The sequence below is a fragment of the Kitasatospora sp. CB01950 genome (assembly GCF_001905465.1).
Classification (GTDB): Bacteria; Actinomycetota; Actinomycetes; order Streptomycetales; family Streptomycetaceae; genus Kitasatospora.
This window is the reverse complement of the sequence record NZ_LISX01000006.1, coordinates 291,630-315,584: the sequence shown is the minus strand read 5'-3', so window position 1 is coordinate 315,584 and position 23,955 is coordinate 291,630. Positions and strand designations below refer to the sequence as shown.

10 protein-coding genes are annotated in these 23,955 nt (G+C 75.5%); 5 read left to right on the top strand and 5 right to left on the bottom strand.

The window, feature by feature from the left end:
• Positions 1–2: 2 nt before the first annotated feature.
• From AMK19_RS18095 to AMK19_RS18080, 4 genes are read right to left on the bottom strand one after another with little or no spacing between them, the layout of a single operon-like run.
• Positions 3–266: an acyl carrier protein gene (locus AMK19_RS18095; RefSeq protein ID WP_073812891.1), complete on the bottom strand. Its 264-nt coding sequence runs from the start codon at positions 264–266 to the stop codon at positions 3–5.
• Complete coding sequence (locus AMK19_RS18090) at positions 263–1,501, bottom strand: ketosynthase chain-length factor (protein WP_073812889.1); 1,239 nt, start codon at positions 1,499–1,501, stop codon at positions 263–265. Before AMK19_RS18090 ends, AMK19_RS18095 begins: the two co-directional genes overlap by 4 nt.
• Positions 1,498–2,784 carry a beta-ketoacyl-[acyl-carrier-protein] synthase family protein gene (locus AMK19_RS18085; protein WP_073812888.1) on the bottom strand — a complete coding sequence of 429 codons (1,287 nt, stop codon included), beginning with the start codon at positions 2,782–2,784 and terminating at the stop codon, positions 1,498–1,500. Before AMK19_RS18085 ends, AMK19_RS18090 begins: the two co-directional genes overlap by 4 nt.
• Positions 2,781–3,839 carry a ketoacyl-ACP synthase III family protein gene (locus tag AMK19_RS18080; protein ID WP_073812886.1) on the bottom strand — a complete coding sequence of 353 codons (1,059 nt, stop codon included), beginning with the start codon at positions 3,837–3,839 and terminating at the stop codon, positions 2,781–2,783. The genes AMK19_RS18085 and AMK19_RS18080 overlap by 4 nt, the downstream gene beginning before the upstream one ends.
• Positions 3,840–4,168: 329 nt before the next feature.
• On the opposite strand from AMK19_RS18080, the gene AMK19_RS18075 reads away from it, so the two are divergent.
• A complete protein-coding gene (locus tag AMK19_RS18075; RefSeq protein ID WP_158071922.1) occupies positions 4,169–5,407 on the top strand; it encodes a sensor histidine kinase in 1,239 nt (412 codons plus the stop codon).
• A gap of 23 nt (positions 5,408–5,430) precedes the next feature.
• Here AMK19_RS18075 and AMK19_RS18070 read toward each other — a convergent pair whose 3' ends face one another.
• A complete protein-coding gene (locus AMK19_RS18070; protein WP_073812883.1) occupies positions 5,431–6,054 on the bottom strand; it encodes a response regulator transcription factor in 624 nt (207 codons plus the stop codon).
• Positions 6,055–6,255: 201 nt separating this feature from the next.
• Between AMK19_RS18070 and mce the strand changes: the two genes are divergently transcribed.
• From mce to AMK19_RS18050, 4 genes are all read left to right on the top strand, one after another.
• On the top strand, positions 6,256–6,711 hold the full coding sequence (gene mce / locus AMK19_RS18065; protein WP_073812882.1) for a methylmalonyl-CoA epimerase: 456 nt from the start codon (positions 6,256–6,258) through the stop codon (positions 6,709–6,711).
• Positions 6,712–7,043: 332 nt separating this feature from the next.
• Positions 7,044–15,794 (top strand): type I polyketide synthase, encoded by an 8,751-nt coding sequence (locus AMK19_RS18060; RefSeq protein WP_073812881.1) that lies wholly within the window; start codon positions 7,044–7,046, stop codon positions 15,792–15,794.
• Positions 15,795–15,796: 2 nt separating this feature from the next.
• Positions 15,797–20,623 carry a type I polyketide synthase gene (locus AMK19_RS18055; protein WP_073812876.1) on the top strand — a complete coding sequence of 1,609 codons (4,827 nt, stop codon included), beginning with the start codon at positions 15,797–15,799 and terminating at the stop codon, positions 20,621–20,623.
• Positions 20,620–23,955: a non-ribosomal peptide synthetase gene (locus tag AMK19_RS18050; protein WP_073812874.1), complete on the top strand. Its 3,336-nt coding sequence runs from the start codon at positions 20,620–20,622 to the stop codon at positions 23,953–23,955. The genes AMK19_RS18055 and AMK19_RS18050 overlap by 4 nt, the downstream gene beginning before the upstream one ends.

The window sequence follows — 23,955 nt, the reverse complement described above, 5'->3', positions numbered from 1 at the left end:
GGTCAGGCGTTCCCGGCCGACGGCAGCTCCCCGCCGTTGACCACGGTGAGGAACTCCCGGGGCGTCTCCGCCGAGGCGGCGTCGTCGTCCAGCGCGACACCCAGGTCGCGCTGGATCACGCCGATGGCCTGGAGCAGCGCCAGCGAGTCGTAGCCGAGCTCCGGGAACGGGATGTCGAGGATGTCGCCGGACAGGTCGACGGACTCGTCGACGCCGGCGTTCTCGCGCAGGATCCGGGTCAGGGTGGGCAGGTCGAGAACGCTCATCGGGTGGTCTCCTCGGACTCGGTGGTGTCGGTGCAACCGCGCAGGACCAGCGCGGAGTTGAAGCCCCCGTAGCCGCGGGCCAGCACCAGCGCGGTGCGCAGCCGGGCCGGGCGGGGCGCCCCGGTGACCAGGTCGATGCGGTGTTCGGCGGCCGGCCCGTCGACCGGCGCGGTCGGCGGGATCAGCCCGTCGCGGATCGCCAGCAGCGCGGTGGCGGTGTCCAGCGCGGCGCCGGCGAAGAGCCGGCCGGTCATGCTCTTGGGCACCGTGACCGGTACCCCGTACGGGCCGAACAGCTCGGTCAGGGCGTCGGATTCGATGCGGTCCAGCTCGGGCACGGCGGCGCCGTCGGCGAACACCACGTCCACCTCGTCCGGGCCGATCCCGGCGTCGTCGAGGGCGAGCCGGACGGCCCGCAGCAGCCCGGGCGGGCGGCCGCTCCCCGGGGCCGGGTCCAGGGTGGCCGCGTACCCCGCGACCTCGCCGTACCGGCGGGCGCCGCGGGCGCGGGCCTGCTCGTCGTCCTCCAGGACCAGAATGGCCCCGCCCTCGCCGGGCACGTAGCCGCCCGCGTCGGAGGCGAACGGCAGGTAGGCGCGCTCCGGGTCGGTCGTGGTGGAGAGCAGCCCGGTGGCGATCTGCGGCACCCAGCCCCACGGGCAGAGCGCCCCGTCGACCCCGCCGGAGACCACCACGGGCGTGCCGCGGCGGATGTGCCGCCGGGCGTGGCCCAGCGCGTCGATGCCGCCGGCCTGCTCGGTCACCAGCACCCCGCTCGGCCCGCGCAGGCCGTGCCGGATCGAGATCTGGCCGGAGTTGACCGCGTAGAACCAGGCGAAGGACTGGTAGGCGCTGACGTGCTCCTTGCCCTGCGACCACAGCGCCTGCAGCTCGCGCTGCCCGAACTCGACGCCGCCGCCGGAGGCCGCGGTCACCACGCCGACGCCGTAGCGCGGCAGTTCCTCGGTGCGCAGACCGGCGTCGCCGAGGGCGCCCTCGGCGGCGAACAGCGCCAGCCGGGTCATCCGGTCGGTCTGCGGCAGCAGCCGGCTGGGCAGGTGCTCCGCGGCCTCGAAGTCCGGTATCTCGCCCGCCACCCGGGACGGGTAGGAGGACGCGTCGAAGCGGGTGAGCGGGCGCAGTCCGCCGCGGCCGGCCAGCGTGGCCTGCCAGTAGGCGTCGGTGCCGAGGCCGTTCGGGGCGGCCACCCCGATGCCGGTGACGACGGCGGTCATGGCATTCTCCGATCCGGACGGGCCAGCACCATGGCGCTCTGGAAGCCGCCGAACCCGCTGCCGACGCTGAGCACCGCGTCGGTGCGCTGCACCCGGGCGTGCAGCGGGACGTAGTCCAGGTCGCAGTCCGGGTCCGGCTCGTGCAGGTTGGCGGTGGGCGGCACCACGCTGTGCTCCATCGCCAGCGCGCAGGCGGCGATCTCCAACGCGCCGATGGCGCCCAGCGAGTGACCGATCATCGACTTGATCGAGCTGACCGGGGTGCGGTACGCGTGCTCTCCCAGGCTGACCTTGAAGGCCGCGGTCTCGTGGCGGTCGTTCATCTTGGTGCTGGAGCCGTGCGCGTTGATGTAGTCCAGGCCGTCGGGGCCGAGCCGGGCCTCGTCCATGGCGGCGGTGATCGCCGCGGCCATCTCCACGCCGTCCGCCTTCAGACCGGTCATGTGGTAGGCGTTGCAGCGCGAGGCGAAACCGGCGATCTCGGCGTAGATCCGGGCGCCGCGGCGCCGGGCGTGCTCCAGTTCCTCCAGCATCAGCACGGCCGAACCCTCGCCCAGCACCAGGCCGTTGCGGGTCCGGTCGAACGGTCGGGAGGCGTGCTCCGGGTCGTCGTTGCGGGGCGTGGTGGCGTGGATCGCGTCGAAGCAGGCCGAGGTGATCGGCGAGATCGGCGCCTCGGTGGCACCGGTCACCATCACGTCGACGGAGCCCTCCCGGATCAGCTCGACCGCGTGGCCGAGCGCGTCCAGGCCGGAGGTGCAGCCGGTGGAGACCACCGCGGCCGGGCCCTCGGCCCCGGCCAGGTGGGCCACCTCCACGGCCATCGAACCGGGCACGAAGTGGCGGTACAGGTCGCGGACCGCGTAGTCGTGGTCGACCTCCCAGCGCCGGCCGCCGTCGCTGACCACCACGTACTCCCGCTCCAGGCTGGTGGTGCAGCCGACCGCGGAGCCCAGCGCGGTGCCGATCCGGCCGGGGTCGAGCGCCGCCACGGCCAGCCCGCTGTCGGCCAGCGCCTCGCGGGCCGCGACCACCGCGAACTGCGCGGCCCGGTCCATGCGGCGGATCTCCTGCGGGGTCAGGCCCTCGCGGACCGGGTCGAAGTCGACCTCGGCGGCGACCCGGGAGCGGAACGGCGAGGGGTCGTAGTGGGTGATGGTGCGGGTGGCGGAGCGCCCGGACGTGAGCAGCTCCCAGTACGCCTTGATCCCGATCCCGCCGGGGGCCACCGCCCCCAGGCCGGTGATCACCACCCGCCGGTCGGGTGTTCTCTGTCTCGTCACGCTGCTTCCGTGCCCTTTCCGCCCGGGCACGGCGGCCCGAGCACCTCGATGACCGCGCACGACCAGGTGAAGCCGGCGCCGATGCCGGCCAGCAGCACCAGCTGGCCGGGCCGCAGCGCACCGCTGCGCCGCAGGTGGTCCAGGCCCGCGAACTGGTCCCCGGCGCCGAGGTGGCCGACGGTGCGGCTCCACGGCCAGGTGGACCGTTCCGGGTCGATGCCGAACGGTGCGAAGAAGGCCGCCTCCAGCCGTCGCCGGCCCAGGTGCGGCAGAACGAACCGGTCGATGTCGGCGAGTTTGCTGCCCGCCTCGTCCAGCGCCGTCTCCAGTGCCCGGCGCTGCCCGGCCGAGACCAGCGCGGTGCACCGGCCGACCCCGGTGCGGGAGACGAAGGCGCGCTTGGCGGTCTCCATGTCGACCACCGGGCGGTGCGCGAAGGGGGCGGCGCCGAACGGGTCGTCACCGCGGTGCATGCCCTCCAACTCCGGCGCGGAGACGGTGGCCAGGGAACGCAGCCGGGCGAAACCGCCGCGGTTGGAGAGCAGCAGGGCGGAGCCGCCGTCGGCGTAGAGGGTGCCCGGGTCGCCGTTCCAGCGGTCGAACCCGGGCTCCTCGAACCGGTCGCCGGCGGTGAGCAGCGCGTGCCCCCGCCCCGGCGCGGCGGCCAGGTGGCCGGCCGCCAGCTCCAGCGCGGCCATCCCGCCGTTGGAGAGCTGGCGGATCTCGACGGCCGGGCACGGCACGCAGCCCGGCGTGCCGGCCAGCACCTCGCGCTGCACGTAGGAGGCCGGCGCCCACAGGTCGTGACCCTGGTAGTAGACGGTGGCGTGCAGCAGCAGGTCGAGCCCGGGCGAGCCGGCCTCGGTGAACGCCCGGCGCGCCGCCCGGGCGGCCAGCTCGGGACCCGAGGGGCCGTCGGACACCGTCACCGCCAGGGCCCCGGTGCGGTCGGCGGTGCGCCGGTCCAGCCGCCCGGCCGCGACGGCGGCCTCGACGTCCTGCGCGGGCGGCAGCTCGGTCGCGCCCCCCGCGATGAAGATCCCCGGGTATCTCATGCCCAGATCTCCCCCGTTCTTGAGCGATGCGGTCGTCACGCGACGCGGTCGTCGGGCGGTCCGGCCGGGATGCCCGGCGGGTCGCGCCCGGAAGGATCCGCCGGACGGGCCCACAGCCCTGTGCCGCGACGGCACCGCCATGGTGCGCACGAAACCTCGAAGCCGACTGGATTCCCGTCGGAGCCCGTCGACCGCCTTCGACCGGAGGCCGCCGGCAGCCGGTGTTCGCCGAGGGCTGGACTGCCAGGTAAGCGGGCCTATGCTTCGTCGGAGCGTCTCAAGATCGAATGGGACGTCGGGCTGCTGCTGCGGGACTGATGGGGGAGCCGGTGACCGGACGCACGCGACACACACGGCCGGCCGGCCGCCGCCACGAGGACGAGCGGGCCTCCGGCGGACGGCGGCCGCCCGAGGAACTGGACGGGGCGGCCGGCTCGTCCGCGCTGCTGGCCCGGCTGATGGGCGGGGTCCCGCCGCGCCGGCTGGCCCCGGCGCTGCTCGGCGTGATCATGGCCGGCTTCGTCGCGCAGAGCATGGTCGACATCTGCACCAGCACCGCCGGGCACGTCCATCTGACCTCCCTGATGGTCGACTTCCTGCTGATCGCCGGGCTCCAGGCGGTGCACTGCCTGCCGTGCGCGGCCGGCCTGCGACGGCGCCACGGCCGCTGGACGCTGGCCTTGCAGGGGGCGCTCGCCTTCCTGCCGCTCTACCTGGCGGGCTGGAACACCGGCGCGATGATGGGCTTCGCCGGGGCGTCGCTGCTGCTGGTCCCGGCCGGCCGGGACGCCTGGATCGGGTACGGCGCCTTTCTGCTGGCGCTGGCGCCGACCGGGCCGGTCCTCGGCATGACACCGGCCGCGTCGGTCTACCTGGTGGTGGCCAACGTGCTGTCCTCGCTGGTGCTCTACGGCATCACCAGGCTGGTGGAGCTGGTCGACCGGCTGTACGAGGCGCGCTCCGCGATGGCCGCCATGGCGGTCGAGCAGGAGCGCCGGCGGTTCGCCCGCGACCTGCACGACCTGCTCGGCTACAGCCTCTCCACCATCACCGTGAAGTGCGAGCTGACCTCCGCGCTGGTCCGGGTCCGGCCCGAACAGGCGCTCTCCGAGCTCACCGACGTGCTGGCGATCTCCCGTCAGGCGCTGGCCGACGTGCGCACGGTGGCCCGGGGCTACCGGGAGATGTCGCTGCTCACCGAGATCGAGTCGGCCCGCGGGGTGCTGGCGGCGGGCGGCATCCGGGCGCAGGTGGACGTCTCGGCGCCGGCGCCGTCGGGCGAGGCGAACACCGTGCTGGCCACCGTGCTGCGGGAGAGCGTCACCAACCTGCTGCGGCACAGCAGGGCGGAGGTCTGCCGGATCGAGTTCACCGCCCAGGGGCCCGACGTCCGCCTGCTGGTGACCAACGACGGGGTGCCCGCCGACCGCGCCGGCGCCCGGGAGAACGGCACCGGCCTGGCCAACCTGGCCGACCGGATCGCCGGGGTCGGTGGCCTGTTGGAGGTCGGCGCCGTCGAGGGCACCGACTGCTTCCGGCTGTCCGCCCAGGTGCCCGCGCAGGCGTAGGCCCTGGGGCCCGTGCCTCGCGGTCAGTGCCCGTGGTGGTCGAGCCAGCCGGCCTCGCGGGCGATCCGGACGGCGTCCACCCGGTTGCGCGCGTTGAGCTTCGTCACCGCCGCCGTCAGGTAGTTGCGCACCGTGCGGACCGAGAGGAAGAGCCGGTCGGCGATCTCGTCGGCCTCCGCGCCCTGCCCGGCCTGCCGCAGCACCTCGGTCTCGCGCTGGGTCAGCGGGTTCTCCGCCCCGGCGTCGAACGCGGAGAGCGCGAGCTGCGGGTCGACCACCCGCTCCCCGGCCACCACCGCCCGGATCGCCTCGGTGAGTTGACGCGGCGGCACGTCCTTGAGGATGAAACCGGAGACCTTGCACTCCAGGGCGCGGCGCAGGGTGCCGGGCCGCCCCAGGCTGGTGAGGATCAGCGCGCGGCACTCGGGGAGCCGGTCGTGCAGCTGCGCGGCGGCGCTCAGGCCGTCCAGGCCGGGCAGGTCGATGTCGATGACCGCCACGTCGGGCCGCACCCGCAGCGCCTCGGACACGATCTGGTCGCCCCGGGCGAGCTCGGCGACCACCTCCAGGTCGTCCTCCAGGTTGAGCAGGGCGACGAGCGCGCCGCGGAGCATGGACATGTCCTCGGCGAGCAGAATCCGGATCACGCGTGTCCTCCCCGGCCCTGAGCGGGCTCCCGACCTTTCCGACCTCGCCCTCAGGGTACGAGATCGGGGGCCGTCCGGTGCCCGGGTCGCCGCAGAACCGCTTGAGCGCCGCTTGAGCCGCCCTGGAGAATGCCTCGACAATTCCTGATGAATTCCTAGGAGGGCCTGTTCCCCGGGCATTCCCTGACTTACTCTCGACGCATGACGGACACTCTAGCAATGGCGGGCACGTCAATCGGCCTGCGCCGTATCGACCACGTCGGTATCGCGGTCCCCGACCTCGACGAGGCCATCGACCGGTACCAGCGCGTCTTCGGAATGCAGTGTGTGCACGTGGAGGAGAATGTCGAGCAGGGCGTGCGCGAGGCGATGCTCGCGGTCGACCCGCTGGACGCCGAGGGCAGCCGCATCCAGCTGCTCGCCCCGCTCTCCCCGGACTCCGTCATCGGGCGCTTCATCGGCACGTCGGGCCCCGGCCTGCAGCAGCTGGCCTACACCGTGACCGACCTGGACGCGGCCTGCGCCGAGCTGCGGGTCCGCGGTGTGCGGCTCCTCTACGACACCCCGCAGCGCGGCACCGCGGGCTCCCGGATCAACTTCGTCTTCCCCAGGGACGCCGGCGGCGTGCTGGTGGAACTGGTCGAGGTGGCCGGCTGACGCACCCGCACCGATCCATCCCCCGTACGCGAGGCCCCGGGCGACTGCCGCCCGGGGCCTCGTCGTTTTCGTGGACGGCCGCGGCTCCGCCGGAGCGCCGAGCCGCTCCGGCTGCCCGCGTCCCATCAGATGTTGACCGCCCCGGCCGCGTCTCAACCTTTTGGTGGAGTTTCCGGACCGACTGAATCAAACGGACGACGCAAAAAGGTTCGACCGTTATGCCGAAGACACCTGACAAAGTGCGCCAATAAGCTGCGGGCGCCGAGGAGCGGGAATTCCCAGACGACCCGCCGGAGGCAGCCACTGGGCAACCTGAATTCCTGGAGCGAAAGATGGCGAAGGCCGGGCACCGCAGCGAGTACACGACACTCGTCGACCACTACCGGGAGATTTTCCTGGAGCATCCGCAGGACCGGACGTACCGGTTCCTGCCGGACGGGGAGGGCGCCCCGGTCTGCCTGACCAACGCCGAGCTCGACCGGCGGGCCCGCGCGCTCGCCGTGCTGCTGCGCGAGCAGGTCGGGGCCGGCGAGCGGGCGCTGATCGTCTGCCCGCCGGGGCTGGACTACGTGGTGTCGTACTACGCCTGCCTGTACGCCGGGGTGATCGCGGTCCCCGTCTACCCTCCGGATCCGACCCTGCTCAAGCGCACCCTGCCCCGGCTGATCGGGGTGGTGGAGGACGCCCGGCCGAAGGCGGTGCTGGCCCCGGCCTCGGTGACCGCGACGGCGGACGAGTTCGCCGTGCACGTCCCGTCGTTCGCCGAGCTGCTCTGGATCAGCGTGGACCGGCTCGACCTGACCGCGGCCGACTCCTGGCAGCGGCCCGACATCACCGGCGACTCCCTCGCGTTCCTGCAGTACACCTCCGGCTCCACCAGCCGCCCCAAGGGCGTGATGGTCGGCCACGCCAACCTGGTGCACAACCTGGCCGCGCTCAACCGCCGCTTCTTCGACGCCACCCCCGACGACCACCTGGTCATCTGGCTGCCGCCGTACCACGACATGGGCCTGATCGCCGGTCTGCTGGCGCCCGCCTTCGGCAACTACCCGGTCACCTTCATGCCGCCGTTCGCCTTCCTGAAGCGCCCGCTGCGCTGGCTGGAGGCGATCTCGGCGGCCGGCGGCACGCTCAGCGGCGCCCCCAACTTCGCCTACGACCTGTGCGTGGCCAGGAGCACCGAGGAGGAGCGGGCGGCGCTCGACCTGAGCAACTGGCGGGTCACCCTGAACGGCGCCGAGCCGGTCCGGGTGGAGAGCATGGACCGGTTCGCCCGGGCCTTCGCGCCGTCCGGGTTCCGCCGCCAGGCCTTCATGCCCTCCTACGGGCTGGCCGAGGCCACCCTCGCCGTCAGCGGCGGGCAGCTCGACGGCCAGCCGGTGGTGCGCAGACTGCAGGCCGCCGCGCTCGCCGAGCAGGGCGCCGCGGTGGACGCGCGGGACGGCGAGGAGTACCGCACCGGCATCGGCTGCGGCTGGTCGCTGGAGGACCAGCAGCTGGCCATCGTCGACCCGGTCACCCGGCAGCGGATGCCCGAGGGCAGGGTCGGCGAGATCTGGCTGGCCGGCCCGAGCATGGCGCACGGCTACTGGGAGCGCCCGCAGGAGACCGAGAACACCTTCCGGGCCACCATCGACGGCACCGACGAGGGCCCGTTCCTGCGCACCGGCGACCTGGGCTTCCTGGACGGCCCCGAGCTCTACGTGGCCGGCCGCGCCAAGGACCTGATCATCATCGACGGCCTCAACCACTACCCGCAGGACATCGAACGCTCCATCGAGTCGGTGGACCCGGCGCTGCGCCCCGGCTGCGGCATCGCCGGCGCCCGCGAGATCGACGGCGCCGAGCGGCTGATCATCGTGCACGAGGTGGGCGGCAGGCCGCAGGACCTGAACGCCGAGGCGATCTTCGCCGCGATCCGGGCCCGGGTCGCCGAGGCGCACGGCATCCCCGTGCACGCCATCTCCCTGGTGCGGCGCGGCGGGGTGCCCAAGACCTCCAGCGGCAAGCTGCAGCGCTCGCTCTGCCTGGACACCTACCTGGCCGGCGGCCTGCCCGCGCTCGCCGCCTGGACCGCGGACGGCAGCACGCCCGCCGCCGCGCCCGCGCCCGTTGTCGCCACCGTCGCCGAGCCGGTCGCCCAGCCCGGCGCCGAGGACGCGCCGCAGGCCCCCGGCGCCGAGGAGATCGAGGCCTGGCTGACCGGGCGGATCGCCCGCACCGTGGACTGCGACCCGGCCGGCATCGACCGCACCGCGCCGATCGCCGGGCTGGGCCTGCGCTCGGTCGACCTGGTCGCCCTGATCGGCGAGCTGGAGCGCCACCTGGGCCGCACGCTCCCGGCCACCCTCGCCTGGGCCTACCCGACCGTCGAGGCGCTCGCCGCGCACCTGGCCGGCGCCGGGCCCGCGGCGGCCGGGACCCCGCAGGCCCCCGCCGAGCCCGCCGAGCCCGCCGAGTCCGCCGAGTCCGCCTCCGTCCCGGCGTTCCTGACTCCGGCCGCCACCGCCGAGTACGCCGCCGAGCCGATGGCCGTGGTCGGCATCGGCTGCCGCTTCCCCGGCGGCGCCAACGGCCCCGAGGGCTTCTGGCAGCTGCTCACCGAGGGCCGTGACGCCGTCACCGAGGTGCCCGAGGACCGCTGGAAGCTCGCCGACTACGCCACCGACGACCCCGCCGAGCCGGGCCGCACCACCAGCCGCTGGGGCGGCTTCCTGGACGACGTGCACGGCTTCGACGCGCAGTTCTTCGGCATCTCCTCGGCCGAGGCCGCCCGGATGGACCCGCAGCAGCGGCTGCTGGCCGAGGTCGCCTGGGAGGCACTGGAGGACGCCGGCCTGCCCGCCGAGCAGCTGGCCGGCACCGCCACCGGCGTGTTCGTCGGCATCTCCAGCTTCGACCACGGTGTGCAGAACTTCCACGAGATCGAGAAGATCGACGCCTACACCGGCACCGGCAGCGCGCTGAGCATCGCCGCCAACCGGCTCTCCTACCTGTTCGACCTGCGCGGCCCCAGCATGGCCGTGGACACCGCCTGCTCGTCCTCGCTGGTCGCCGTCCACCAGGCCGCCGCCGCGCTGGCCTCCGGCGAGTGCACGCTGGCGCTGGCCGCGGGCGTCAACCTGATCCTCTCCCCGGCGCTGGCCGTCAACTTCTCCAAGGCCGGGGCGATGGCCTCGGACGGCCGCTGCAAGGCCTTCGACGCCCGCGCCGACGGCTACGTCCGGGCCGAGGGCTGCGGCGTGGTGGTGCTCAAGCCGCTCGGCCGGGCGCTCGCCGACAAGGACCGGATCTACGCCGTGGTGCGCGGCAGCGCCGTCAACCAGGACGGGCGCAGCAACGGCATCATGGCCCCCAACCCGCTCGCCCAGGAGGCGGTGCTGCGCGCCGCCTACGACGCGGCCCGGGTCGGCCCCGACCAGGTGCAGTACGTCGAGGCGCACGGCACCGGCACCCTGCTCGGCGACCCGATCGAGGCCCGGGCGCTGTCCGCGGTGCTCTGCGCCGACCGCGCCCCGGACCGGCCGATGCTGATCGGCTCGGTCAAGTCCAACCTCGGCCACATGGAGGCGGCGGCCGGCATCGGCGGCCTGATCAAGGCCGCGCTGGCGCTCAGTCACCGCTCGATCCCGGCCAGCCTGCACTTCGAGACCCCCAACCCGCACATCCCGTTCCAGGAACTGGCACTGCGGGTGGTCGACCGGGCGCAGCCCTGGCCCGCCACCGCCGGCCCGGCGCTGGCCGGCGTCAGCTCGTTCGGCTTCGGCGGCACCAACGCGCACCTGGTGCTGGAGGAGGGCCCGCGCACCCGCCCGGCCGCGCCCGCCGCCGGTGACGCGTCCGCCGTCCCGCTGCTGCTGTCGGCCCGCGACCCGCAGGCGCTGACCGCGCTGGCCGAGCGCTACCGCGAGCTGCTGGACCGCCCGGACGGCGCGCCGGTGTCCGCCACCGCCGCGACCGCCGCGCTGCGCCGCACCCAGCACCCCGAGCACCGCCTCGCCGTGCTGGGCGGCAGCGCCGAGGAGTGGCGGGCCGGGCTGGACGCGTTCCTGGCCGGCGAGCAGCACCCCGCCGTGCTGCACGGCGGCCGGGTGCTGGGCCGCACCGCGCGCACCGCGTTCGTGTTCTGCGGCCAGGGGCCGCGCTGGTGGCCGGTGGCCGCAGACCTGATGGACGAGCCGGTGTTCCGCGCCGTCCTGGAGCGCTGCGACGAACTGCTGCGCCCGCACACCAACTGGTCGCTGCTGGCGCAACTCGCCGCCGGGCAGCAGGAGTCCAGGCTCACCGACACCGCCGTCGGCCAGCCCGCGCTGTGCGCCGTGCAGATCGCGCTGGCCACCCAGTGGCAGGCCTGGGGCGTGCGGCCGGACACCGTGGTCGGCCACAGCGTCGGCGAGATCGCCGCCGCGCACGTCGCCGGGGCGCTCACCCTGCAGGAGGCGCTGCTGGTGGCGCTGCACCGCGGCCGGGTGCTGCACTCGGCGGTCGGCCGGGGCCGGATGGCCGTGGTCGGCGTCGCCTTCGACGAGGCCGAGCGGCTGGTCGCCGGCTCCGGCCTGGCCCGGGTCTGGGTCGCCGGGGCGAACGGCCCGCAGTCGGCGGTGCTCTCCGGCGACGGCGCGGAGATCGAGGAGCTGGCCGCCCGCCTGACCGCCGACGGACTGTTCTGCCGGGTGCTGGAGTCGGTCGAATTCCCCTCGCACTGCCCGCTGATGGAGCGGCCCGCCGACGACCTGCGGCGACTGCTCCAGGGCCTGGCACCGCGCCCGACCGAGGTGCCGTTCCTCTCCACCGTGCACGGCCGGGTGCTGGACGGGTCCGAGCTGGACGCCGCCTACTGGGGCGCCAACCTGCGCAGCCCCGTGCTGTTCGACCGGGCGGTGTCCGCGCTGGTGGAGTCCGGCCACGGCGCGTTCGTCGAGGTCGGCCCGCACCCGACGCTGCTCGGCCCGATCGCGGACCGGCTCGACGCCGACGGCGCCGAGGGCGTCGCGGTCGGCTCGCTCCGCCGCGACGAGCCCGGCCGTCCCGCGCTGCTCGCCGCGCTGTCCCAACTGCACTGCGCCGGCCATCCGGTGGACTGGAGCCGGCTGCTCCCCGCGGACGGACCCAACCTGACGCTGCCGTCCTACCCGTGGCAGCACCGGCAGAGCCGGCCCGCCGACGGCCCGGCGGTCCGCCGCCGCACCGCCGGCGGCCACCCGCTGCGCGAGACCGCGCTGCGTTCCGCCGTCGAGCCCCGCACCCTGCACTGGAGCGCCACCGTCGACCGGGCCGGCTTCGGCTGGCTGGCGGACCACCGGGTCGGCGGCACCGCCGTGCTGCCCGCCGCGCTGCTGCTGGACGCCGCGCTGGCCGCCGCCCGGGAGGCGCTGGGCGAACAGCGGGTGACGCTGGAGGGCGTCGCGCTCACCGCCATGAACGTGCTGCCCGACCAGGCCGCCGACGCCACCTGGCAGTTGGTGCTGCAGCCCGGCGCCGGGAACACCGGCTCCTTCCGCCAGCTGTCCGGGCCGACCGGCGGCGCGGACGGCGGCTGGACCGAGGCCGCCGCGGGCCGCTACCGGGCCGCCGACGAGGCCGCGCCGGCCACCGTCGACCTGGACGGACTGCGCGCCCGCTGCGCCGAGCCGGTCGACACCGAGGGCTTCTACCGGGCGCTGGAGCGGGCCGGGATCGGCTACGGCCCCGCCTTCCAGGGTGTGCGCGCGCTGCGGCGCGGCGCCGGCGAGGCGCTCGCCGAGCTGCGCGACGCGGCCGAGCTCACCGGCGGGAGCGCCGCCCACCCGGTCCACCCCGCCGTCCTGGACAGCTGCCTGCAGGCGCTGGCCGCCGCGCTGGACGGCACCCTGGACGGCACCGCCACCCATCTCCCGGTCGGCGTCGGCTCGTTCACCCTGCACACCGCCCGCGCCGTGCCGGCCTGGGCGCACGCGGTGCGCGGCACCGCCGAGCCGGACGGCTTCGCCGGCTGCCGGGTGGAGCTGCTGGCCGCCGACGGCACCGTCCTCGGCACCCTGGACGGCATCACCCTGCAGCGCCTCGGCGGCGCCGCGGACACCGAGCCGGGCGCGGAGGCCCTGCTCGACCTCGCCTGGCAGCCGGCCGACGCCCCCGCGCCCGCCGAGGGCGCCGAGCCGGACGGCTGGTGGCTGCTGCTCGCCGACCGGGGCGGCACCGCCGACGCGCTCGCCGCCGAACTGCGTTCCCGCGGCGCCCAGGTGGTCACCGCCACCGCCGGCGAACAGGCCGAACGACTCGGCCCGGACGCCCACCGGCTGTCGCCGCAGGCCCCCGGCGCCCTGCCCGGGCTCCTCGCCGAGCTGCGCGACTCCCGCCCCGGCAGCTGCCTCGGCGTGCTGAGCGCCTGGGCGCTGGACGCACCCGAGCCGGAGGCGGACGGCGGCGAGCACCTGCTGTGGACCGGGCAGGACGCGGCCACCGCCGCCGCCCTGCACACCGTGCAGGCGCTGGCCGGCGCCGGCTTCGCCGCCCCGCCCCGGCTGGCGCTGCTCACCCGCGGCGCCCAGCACGTCCCGGGCGACGGGCCGGCCGTCGCGCTCGCCCAGGCCCCGCTGTGGGGTCTGGCCCGGGTGGCCGTCCTGGAGCACGCCGAACTGCGGCCGCTCGTCGTGGACCTGGACCCGGCGACCGCTCCGGGCTCGGCCGTCGAGGCGGCGCTGCTGGCCGACCGGCTGCTCGCCGAGTCCGGCCCCGCCCAGCTGGCGGTGCGCGGCGGGACCTGCCTGACGCCCCGTCTGGAGCCGCGCCGCGCGGTGGACGGCGGCGCCTGGCGCCGCCGCCGCTACGACCGGGTCCGGGACACCAACCTGCGGGTGCTGGCCGAGCGGCCGGGCATTCTGGAGAGCCTGGTGCCGACCGTGTGGCGGCGCACCGCGCCGGGCCCCGGCCAGGTGGAGATCGAGGTGGCCGCCGCCGGCCTGAACTTCAACGACCTGCTGAAGGCGATGGGCGACTGCCCGGGCATGCCGAGCGGCGTGGTGCCGCTGGGCGGCGAGTGCGCCGGCCGGGTGGCAACGGTCGGCGAGGGCGTCGACGACCTGCGGGTCGGCGACCCGGTGATGGCGGTGGCCGGCTCCGCCATGGCCGAGTTCGCCACCACCGGCCGCCACCTGGTGGCGCCCCGCCCCGAGGGGCTGACCGACGAGCAGGCGGCCGGTGTGCCGATCGCCTTCCTCACCGCCGTGTACGGCCTGGAGTACCTCGGCCGGCTGGCGCCGGGCGAGACGGTGCTGATCCACTCCGCCGCGGGCGGCGTCGGGCTGGCCGCGATCCAGGTGGCCAGGCGCTGCGGCGCCGAGGTGTTCGCCACCGCCGGCACCGAGGAGAAGCGCGAACTGCTGCGCTCGCTCGGCGTGCAGCACGTGCTGGACTCCCGTTCGCTGGAGTTCGCCGACCGGATCGCGGCCGCCACCGGCGGGCGCGGGATCGACGTGGTGCTCAACTCGCTGGCCGGTGAGGCGCTCACCCGCAGCATGGAACTGCTCGCCCCGGGCGGGCGGTTCGTGGAGATCGGCAAGCGCGACGTCTACGGCGACAGCCCGCTCGGGATGGGCCTGCTCAAGGCCAACCGGTCGTTCTTCGCCGTCGACCTGGAGTACTCGTTCGCCGAACAGCCCGCCCTGGTGCGGCACCTGTTCGCCGAGGTGGCCGAGGGCTTCGCCCGGGGCGAGTTCGGCGCGCTGCCGGTGACCGCCTTCGGCTACGGCGAGGCCGGCGCGGCCTTCTCGTACATGGCCAAGGCCAAGCACACCGGCAAGATCGTGCTGCGGCCCGAGGAGCGGGCGGAGGTCGCGGTCCGCGCGGACCTGCCGCCGGTCGGCCCCGGCGCCAGCTACCTGGTCACCGGTGGTCTCGGCGGCCTGGGCCTGGCCACCGCGCGCTACCTGGCCGACCAGGGCGCCCGCCACCTGGTGCTGGTCGGCCGCTCCGCCCCGTCCGCCGAGGCCGAGGCCGCGATCACGGAGCTGCGGGAGTGCGGGGTGTCCGTCCTGGTGCGCCCGGTGGACGTCTCGCGGCGCGCCGAGCTGGACGCGCTGCTCGCCGAGGTGGACGCCGAACTGCCGCCGCTGGGCGGTGTGGTGCACACCGCCGGGGTGCTGGACGACGGCCTGCTGCTGCAGTTGGACCAGCAGCGCTTCCAGGCGGTCGCCCGGCCGAAGGCGGCCGGCGCCTGGCACCTGCACGAGGCCACCCGGGAACGGGAGTTGGACTTCTTCGTGCTCTACTCCTCGGCCGCCGCGCTGCTCGGCTCCGCCAGCCAGGCCAACTACGCCGCCGCCAACGCGTTCCTGGACGGCCTGGCGCTGCACCGCCGGGCCCGGGGCCTGCCCGCGCTGAGCATCGCCTGGGGCCCGTGGTCCGAGGTGGGTCTGGCCGCCCGGCCCGACCGCGGGGGCGCGCTCTCCACCCGCGGCGTGCTCAGCCTGAGCCCGGCCGACGGCATCGCCGCGTTCGACCGGCTGATGCGCACCACCGACCCGTTGGCCTGTGTGCTGCCACTGGACCGGGAACGCCTCGCCGAGGCGGCGGCCGGCGGTCTGCTGCCCGCGCTGCTGCTCGACCTGGTCACCGACCGGGCGGGCGCGGCCGGCGGGGCCGCCGCCCGGCAGGCGTCCGGTGAACTGCGCGGCCGGCTGCTGGCCGTGGAGCCGGGCCGGCGCCGCCGGACCCTGCTGGTGCGGCACTGTGTCGACCAGGCCGCCAAGGTGCTGGGCCTGGAGCAGTCGCTGGTCGACCCGGCGGCGCCGCTGGTCGGCCTCGGCTTCGACTCGCTGATGTCCCTGGAGCTGCGCAAGCGCCTGGAGGCATCCACGGGGACCGGCCTGCCGGCCACCCTCACCTGGCGCTTCCCCTCGATCGAGGTGATGGTGCCGTTCCTCGCGGAGCAGATGGAGATCGCGCTGGAGGCCGCCGCCGGGCAACCCGCGCCGGCCGCCGCCGAGTCGGTCGCCGAGGAGTCGGTCGCCGAGGACGAGCTCGACGAGCTGTCCACCGAGGACCTCGAAGCCCTCCTCGCCGCCAAGTCCGCACAGTTCGAGCAGATTCACGAAGGGCGTTGACCATGACCGCGACGAACGACACCCTCAAGCGCGCCTATCTGGCCATGGAGAAGATGCAGCGCCGCATCGACGAGCTCTCCGGCGCCCGCACCGAACCCATCGCCGTGGTCGGCCTGGGCCTCCGCCTCCCCGGCGGCGCCGTGGACGCGGACAGCTACTGGGAGATCCTCCGGCAGGGCATCGACGCGGTGAGCGAGATCCCCGCGGACCGCTGGGACGCCGACGCCTTCCACCACGAGGGCGAGCCGCGCCCGGGCAGGATGGCCACCCGCTGGGGCGGCTTCCTCGACCACGTCGACCGCTTCGACCACGACTTCTTCGGCATCTCGCGCCGCGAGGCCCTGCTCATGGACCCGCAGCAGCGGATCAGCCTGGAGGTGACCTGGGAGGCGCTGGAGAACGCGGGCATCGCGCCCAGCTCGCTGGCGGGCAGCCGGACCGGCGTCTTCATGGGCGTCTCCAGCTGGGACTTCGCCACCGAACACCTGCGCGGCCCGCTGGACTTCAGCGCCTACGCCAGCACCGGCTCGGCGCACAGCGTGCTCACCGGCCGGCTCTCCTACGTGCTCGACCTGCACGGCCCGAGCGTCGCGGTGGACACCGCCTGCTCCTCCTCGCTGGTCGCCGTCCACCAGGCCTGCCAGAGCCTGCGCAACCGCGAGTGCGACACCGCCCTCACCGGCGGCGTCAACGCGGTGCTGTCGCCGCTGCCCAGCGTCTCGTTCACCCAGTTCGGCCGGATGGTCTCGCCGGACGGCCGCTGCAAGGCCTTCGACGCCGACGCCAACGGCTATGTCCGCAGCGAGGGTTGCGGCGTGGTGGTGCTCAAGCGGCTGTCCGACGCCGAGCGCGACGGCGACACCGTGCTGGCGGTGATCCGCGGCGGCGCCGTCAACCAGGACGGACGCAGCGCCGGCCTCACCGCCCCCAACGGCTCCGCCCAGCGCGACGTGCTGCGGGCCGCGCTGGCCGCCGCGGGCGTCCGGCCCGAGCAGGTCTCGCTGATCGAGGCGCACGGCACCGGCACCCTGCTCGGCGACCCGATCGAGGTGGAGGCGCTGGCCGACGTCTACGGCCGCCCCGAGGGCAACCCGGTCTACCTGGGCTCGTGCAAGACCAACATCGGCCACCCGGAGGCGGCGGCCGGCATCGCGGGCCTGCTCAAGGTGATCCTGGCGCTGCGCAACGACGAGATCCCCGGCACCGTCCACTTCAAGAAGCTCAACCCGAACGTCTCGTTCGACGGCACCACCTTCGAGGTGCCCACCGGCCGCACCGCCTGGCCGGCCACCGGCGGCCCCCGGACCGCGGGCATCAGCGCCTTCGGCTTCAGCGGCACCAACGCGCACCTGATCGTCGAGCAGGCCCCGGCCCGTCCGGGGACCCCGGGGACCGGGCAGGACGGGCAGACCGGGCAGGACGGGGCGGACCGCCCGCTGTCCGTGCTGCCGCTCTCCGCCAAGAGCGACGCCGCGCTGCTGCGCCTGGCCGAGCGCTACCGGGAACGGCTGACCGCGTCCGACGCCACGCCGCTGGCCGACCTGTGCCACTCGGCCGCCACCGGCCGCTCGCACTTCCGGCACCGGCTCGCCGTGGTCGGCGCCGACCGCGCCCAGGCCGCCGAGCGGCTGGCCGAGCTGGTCGAGGAGGGGCTGCCGGCGGCCGGTGCGACCGAGCCCTCCGAGGTGGTCTTCCTCTTCACCGGCCAGGGCCCGCAGCGCCCCGGGATGGCCCGCGCGCTCTACGAGCAGCAGCCCACCTTCCGCCGGGCGATCGACCGCTGCGACGCGATCCTGCGCCCGCTGCTGGACCGCCCGCTGCTCTCCTACCTCTACCCCGAGGAGTCCGAGCGCGACCTGATCCAGCGCACCGGATACGCCCAACCCGCGCTGTTCGCCGTCGAGTTCGCGATGTCCGAGATGTGGCGCTCGTGGGGCGTGGAGCCGGGCGCGGTGCTCGGGCACAGCCTCGGCGAGTACGTCGCCGCCTGCGTGGCCGGCGTGATGAGCCTGGAGGACGGCCTGATGCTGGCCGTCGAGCGTTCCAAGCGGATGGAGTCGCTGTCCGGCACCGGCGCGATGGCCACCGTCTTCGCCTCCGAGATGGAGGTCGCCGAGGCCCTGATGGAGATCGCCGACGACCCCGACCGGATCGCCGTCGGCGCCGTCAACGGCCCCGCCAACACCACGATCTCGGGCGACGCCGCGCTGGTCGACCTGGTCTGCGCGCACTTCACCGCGCTCGGCGTGCAGGCCAAGCGGCTGCACATCACCACCGCCTCGCACTCCCCGCTGATGGAACCGCTCCTGGAGCCGCTGCGGCAGGCCGCGCTGCGGGTGGACTTCCGGCCGCCGCAGATCCCGCTGATCTCCAACGTGACCGGCGAGCTGTGGGACTGGGCGGAGGCGCCGGACGCCGAGTACTGGGTGCGGCACGCCCGCCGCGCCGTGCGCTTCGCCTCCGGCGTGGGCACCCTGCGCAAGCTCGGCTACCGCACCTTCGTCGAGATGGGCCCGGCGCCGACCCTGCTCGGCCTGATCAGCGACAGCCTGCCCGCCGACGACGACACCCTGCTGCTGCCCAGCCTGCGGCCCAAGCACGACGACTGGGAGGTGCTGCTGTCCGGTGTCGCCGAGCTGTACACCCGCGGCACCGACCTGGACTGGCAGGGCTTCGACCGCGACTACCGGCGCGCCCGGGTGGCGCTGCCCGGCTACCCGTTCGAGCCCACGCCGTGTCGGCGGGAGCGCCGCCCCGCGGACGCCGACCTGCCGGAGAGCGCCGAGGAGCAGGCCGCCGAGCAGGACGAGATGGACGACGGGAGCCTGCTGCACCGCCTGGCCTGGCGACCCCTCGCCGACGCCGCCGACGCCGCCGGGGCCCCGGCCGCCGAGGCCCGCGGCTGGGTGCTGCTGGCCGGCGGCTCCGACCCCGGCGGCTCCGACCCCGACGGCTCCGGCTTCGCCGAGCGGCTCGCCGAAGCCGTCGCCCGACGCGGCGAGCCGTGCGTCCTGGTCCGCGCCGGCGCCGACTACCGGCACACCGCCGGGTCCGCCACCGCCGAGATCCGCGCCGACCGGCCCGCCGACCTGGCCCGCCTGGTGGACGAGCTGACGGCCCGGCACGGCGGCCGCGTCGAGGTGGTGCAGCCGGCCGGCCTCGACGCGCAGGACCCGGCCGACGGCAGCTGGACCGGCGTGCTGGCCGCCGTCCGCACCGCGCAGGCGCTGGACGGCCGGGCGGCCCGCCTCTGGCTGGTCACCCGCGGCGGCGTCCGGGTCGGCGGCGAGCCGACCGGTCCCGCCCCGCTCGCCGCCGCCCTGTGGGGCCTGGGCCGCTCGCTCCAGGCCGAGCAGACCGCCGCCTGGGGCGGCCTGGTCGACCTCGACCCGCAGCAGCGGCCGGCCGACGGCGCCGAGCAGCTGCTGGACGCCGTCACCCGCCGCGACGCCGACGGCGAGGACCAGATCGCGCTGCGCGACGGGGTGCGGCACGCGGCCCGCCTGGTCCGGGAGCCGGCCGAGTCCGGCCCGGACCGCCCGGTCCGCTGGCGGCGCGACGCCTCCTACCTGATCACCGGCGGCCTGGGCGGCGTCGGCCTGGCCACCGCCCGCTCGCTGGCCCGGGCCGGCGCCCGGCACCTGGTGCTGGTCGGCCGCTCCGCCGTGCCGCCGCGCGGCGAGTGGTCCGCGCTGCCTGCCGAGCACCCGTTCGCCGACCGGGCGGCCGCGGTGCGCGAGCTGGAGGCGCTCGGCGCCAACGTCCGCCTGGTGTCGCTGGACGTCGCCGACCGGGCGGCCGTGCAGGCCTTCCTGGCCCAGGAGGAGCGCGAGGGCCGCCCGCCGGTCCGCGGCGTGCTGCACGCCGCCGGCGTCGGCGCGATGGTGCCGCTGGCCGAGCTGGACGCCGCCGAGCTGGACCGCCAGCTGCGCCCCAAGGCGCTCGGCGCCTGGGTGCTGCACCAGGCCTTCGCGGAGCGGGAGTTGGACTTCTTCGTGCTCTGCTCCTCGACCAGCGCGGTGCTCAGCTCCCCGTACGTGGCCGCCTACGCCGCCGCGAACGCCTTCCTCGGCGCGCTCGCCGAGCTGCGCCGGGCCGCCGGCCGGCCGGCCCTGGCGATCGACTGGGGCATCTGGGAGGACACCGGCATGGCGGCCCGGAAGGCCGAGGAGACCTCCGGCCCGAGCCGCGGCATGGGCACCCTGCGCCCGGCCCAGGCGCTGCGGGTGCTGCACCGGCTGCTCGGCCACGACGCCGACCGGTTGGCCGTCGTCCCGGTGGACTGGGACGAGTGGGGCCGCCGCTACCAGGAGGTCTCCGGCTCGCGCCTGCTGACCGAGCTGGTCGGCGCCGCCGACGGTTCGACGGGCTCCCGGTCCGCCCGGCGCGGCGGCCCGGTGCTGCCCGGCCGCGAGGAACTGGCCGCGCTGCCCGCGCCGGAGCGCTCCGCCGCGCTGGCCGCGCAGCTGCTGACCGCGGTGGCCGCGGTGCTCGGCGCCGGCCCCGAGGCGCTGGACCCGCAGACGCCGCTGATCGGCCTCGGCCTCGACTCGCTGATGGCCGTGGAACTGCGCAACGCCATCGACCAGGCGCTCGGCGTCAACCTGCCGATCTCCGACTTCCTCAAGGGCGCCACCGTGCGCTCGCTGGCGGAGCGCCTGGTCGCCGAGGCGCTGACCGATGCCGCCCCGGCCTCCGCCGCCCCGGCGATCGGCCGCGCCGACCGACTGGAGGACCTGGCCGACCGGTTGCTCGCCGAGATCGACAGCCTGCCCGACAGCCTGCCCGAGTTCTCCGCGGAGGCGCCGGGCCGAGGAGAGACCCGATGACCGACACCCTGGACACCAAACTCGCCGCGCTGCAAAGCAAGTTGGCGGCGCTGCCGGCCGAGCGGCGGGCCGCGTACGAGCGGCTGCTGAAGGAGCGGGCCGAGGCCGGCACCGTCTTCCCGCTGTCCGTGACCCAGCAGGGCATCTGGTTCTTCGAGCAGCTGCGCCCCGGCAACCTGGCCTACACCATCCTGGGCGCGGTGCGGCTGCGCGGCGCCCTGGACACCGCGGTGCTGCGCTCGGCGGCGGCCGAGGTGGTGCGCCGGCACGAGTCGCTGCGGACCGTCTTCGAACTGCGCGACGGCCGCCCGGTGCAGGTCGTCCGCCCCGAACTGCCGCTGGACTTCGCCGAGTTGCCCGCCGCCGAGGGGCAGCCGCTGGAGGACGCGATCGCCGCGGCCGTCGAGGGACCGTTCGACCTGGCGGCCGGCCCGCTGCTGCGGCTGCGGGTGCTGCACCTGGGCCCGCAGGACCAGGTGCTGGCGGTGGCCATGCACCACCTGGTCTCGGACGGCTGGTCGATGGGCCTGCTGATCACCGAACTGGGCACCCTCTACGAGGCGTTCGGCGCGGGCCGGCCGTCCCCGCTGCCGGGCCTGCCGATCCAGTACGGCGACTTCGCGGCCTGGCAGCAGAAGCAGGCCGGGGCCGCCGGCCGGGCCGACCACCTCGCCCACTGGCGCGAGCACCTGGCGGGCGCCCCCGCGCAGTTGACGCTGCCCACCGACCGGCCGCGCCCGCCGGTGCAGGGTTTCAACGGCGCGTCCTGCCCGGTGGAGCTGGAGCGGCCGCTGATGGCCGAACTCGCCGCGCTCGGCCGGGCCGACGGCGCCACCACGTACATGGTGCTGCTGGCGCTCTTCCACGTGCTGCTGCACCGCTGGAGCGGCCAGCGCGACGTGGTGGTGGGGGTGCCCACCGCCGGCCGGGAGCGGGCCGAACTGGAGCCGCTGATCGGCTTCTTCGTCAACACCCTGCCGGTGCGGGTCGACCTGGCCGGCGACCCGTCGTTCCGCACCGCGCTGGGCCGGGTGCGGGAGGCCTGCCTCGGGCTGTACGCGCACCAGGACGTGCCGTTCGAACGGCTGGTGGAGGAACTGCGCCCGGAGCGCGACCTCAGCCGCCCGCCGATCTTCCAGAGCTGCTTCTCCTACCAGGACGACCCGGTGGCGGCCCGCCGGATCGGCGGGCTGCGGCTGGAGCGCCTGGAACTGCCCGCCCAGGGCGCCCGGTTCGACCTGGAGTTCCAGTCCTTCGCCCGGGACGGCGCGCTGAGCGGCTGGTTCGAGTACGACCGCGACCTCTTCGAGCCCGACACCATGGCCCGGATGGCCCGGCACTTCCGGCGCCTCGCCGAACTGGTGGTCGCCGCCCCCGACACCCCGGTGGCCGAGCTGGAGCTGCTGGACGCCGACGAGCGCCGGCAGGTGCTGGCGGCGGGCAACGACACCGCCCGCACCTGGCCGGGCGTCGGCTGGATCCACGAGGTCTTCCAGCAGCAGGCGCACCGCACCCCGGACGCCGAGGCGCTCCGCTTCGAGGGCGAGAGCATCGACTACGCGGAGCTCAACCGGCGCGCCAACCGGCTCGCGCACACCCTGATCCGGCTCGGCACCGGCCCCGACACGCTGGTCGGCGTCGCCATGGAACGCTCGATCGAGCTGGTGGTCGCGCTGCTGGCGGTGCTCAAGGCGGGCGGCGCCTACGTCGCGCTGGACCCGGGCCAGCCCGCCCAGCGGCTGGCCGGCATGCTGGAGGACGCCCCGGTGCCGGTGCTGCTCACCCAGCGCCACGTCCGCGACCGGCTGCCGGACACCGGCTCCGCGACCGTGCTGCTGGTCGAGGACCACGCCGCCGGCGGCACCGACACCGACCCGAACGTCGAACTGTCCGGCGAGCACGCCGCGTACGTCATCTTCACCTCCGGCTCCACCGGCCGCCCCAAGGGCGTCGTCAACGTGCACGCCGGCATCCGCAACCGGCTGCTGTGGATGCAGGACGCCTACCGGCTGGACGGCACCGACCGGGTGCTGCAGAAGACGCCGTTCTCCTTCGACGTCTCGGTCTGGGAGTTCTTCTGGCCGCTGATGGCCGGCGCCACCCTGGTGGTGGCCCGGCCGGACGGGCACCGCGACCCGCAGTACCTGGTGCGGACGATCCGCGAGGAGGCCGTCACCACGGCGCACTTCGTGCCGTCCATGCTGCAGGCGTTCGTGCAGGAGCCCGGCGTCGAGGAGTGCACCGCGCTGCGCCGCGTGATGTGCAGCGGCGAGGCGCTGCCGCGCAGCCTCCAGGACCGGTTCTTCGCCCGCTCCGGCGCCGAACTGCACAACCTGTACGGGCCGACCGAGGCCGCCGTGGACGTCACCGCCTGGGCCTGCCGCCGGGACGACGACCCGCGGCCGGTGCCGATCGGCCACCCGATCGCCAACACCCGGATGTACGTGCTGGACCGGGCGCTGCGGCCGGTCCCGTCGGGCGTCGCCGGGGAACTGCACATCGCGGGCGACAACCTGGCCCGCGGCTACCTCGGCGACCCCGGGCGCACCGCGGAGCGGTTCGTCCCCGACCCGTTCGACCCCGCGCCGGGCGCCCGGCTCTACAAGACCGGCGACCTGGCCCGGCTGCGCTCCGACGGGGCCATCGAGTACCTCGGCCGGCTCGACCACCAGGTCAAGCTGCGCGGGCTGCGGATCGAGCTCGGCGAGATCGAGTCCGTGCTGACCGGCCACCCGCAGGTCCGCGAGGCCGTGGTGACGGCCCGCCGGCAGGCCGCCGGGGACGTCCGGCTGGTCGCCCACCTGACCGCCGAGGGCGACGCCCCGGCCACCGGCGGGCTGATCTCCTTCCTCAAGGAGCGGCTGCCCGAGTACATGGTGCCGTCCGCCTTCATGGTGCTGGACGCCTTCCCGCTGACCGTCAGCGGCAAGACCGACCGCCGGGCGCTGCCCGAACCGCCCGCCGACCGACCGGAGTTGGCGAGCAGCTACACCGCGCCCGGGGCCGGCCTGGAGGAGACCCTGGCCGGGCTGTGGCGCGAGCTGCTCGGCGCCCGGCGGGTCGGCCGGGACGACAACTTCTTCGACCTCGGCGGCCACTCGCTGCTGATGGTCGAACTGCGCGCCCGACTGGCCCGGACCGGCCACGAGCTGTCGATGGTGGAGCTGTTCCAGCACCCCACGGTCGCCTCGCTGGCCGGCCACCTGGAGCGGTCCGGCCGCCAGGACGACTCGCTGCTGGGCGCGGCCCGGGACCGCGCCGCGATCCGCCGAAAGCGCGCCGCCGTGCGCCGCGGCCGCAGCACCCCCGCAACTGACGCAAGTGACAGGTGA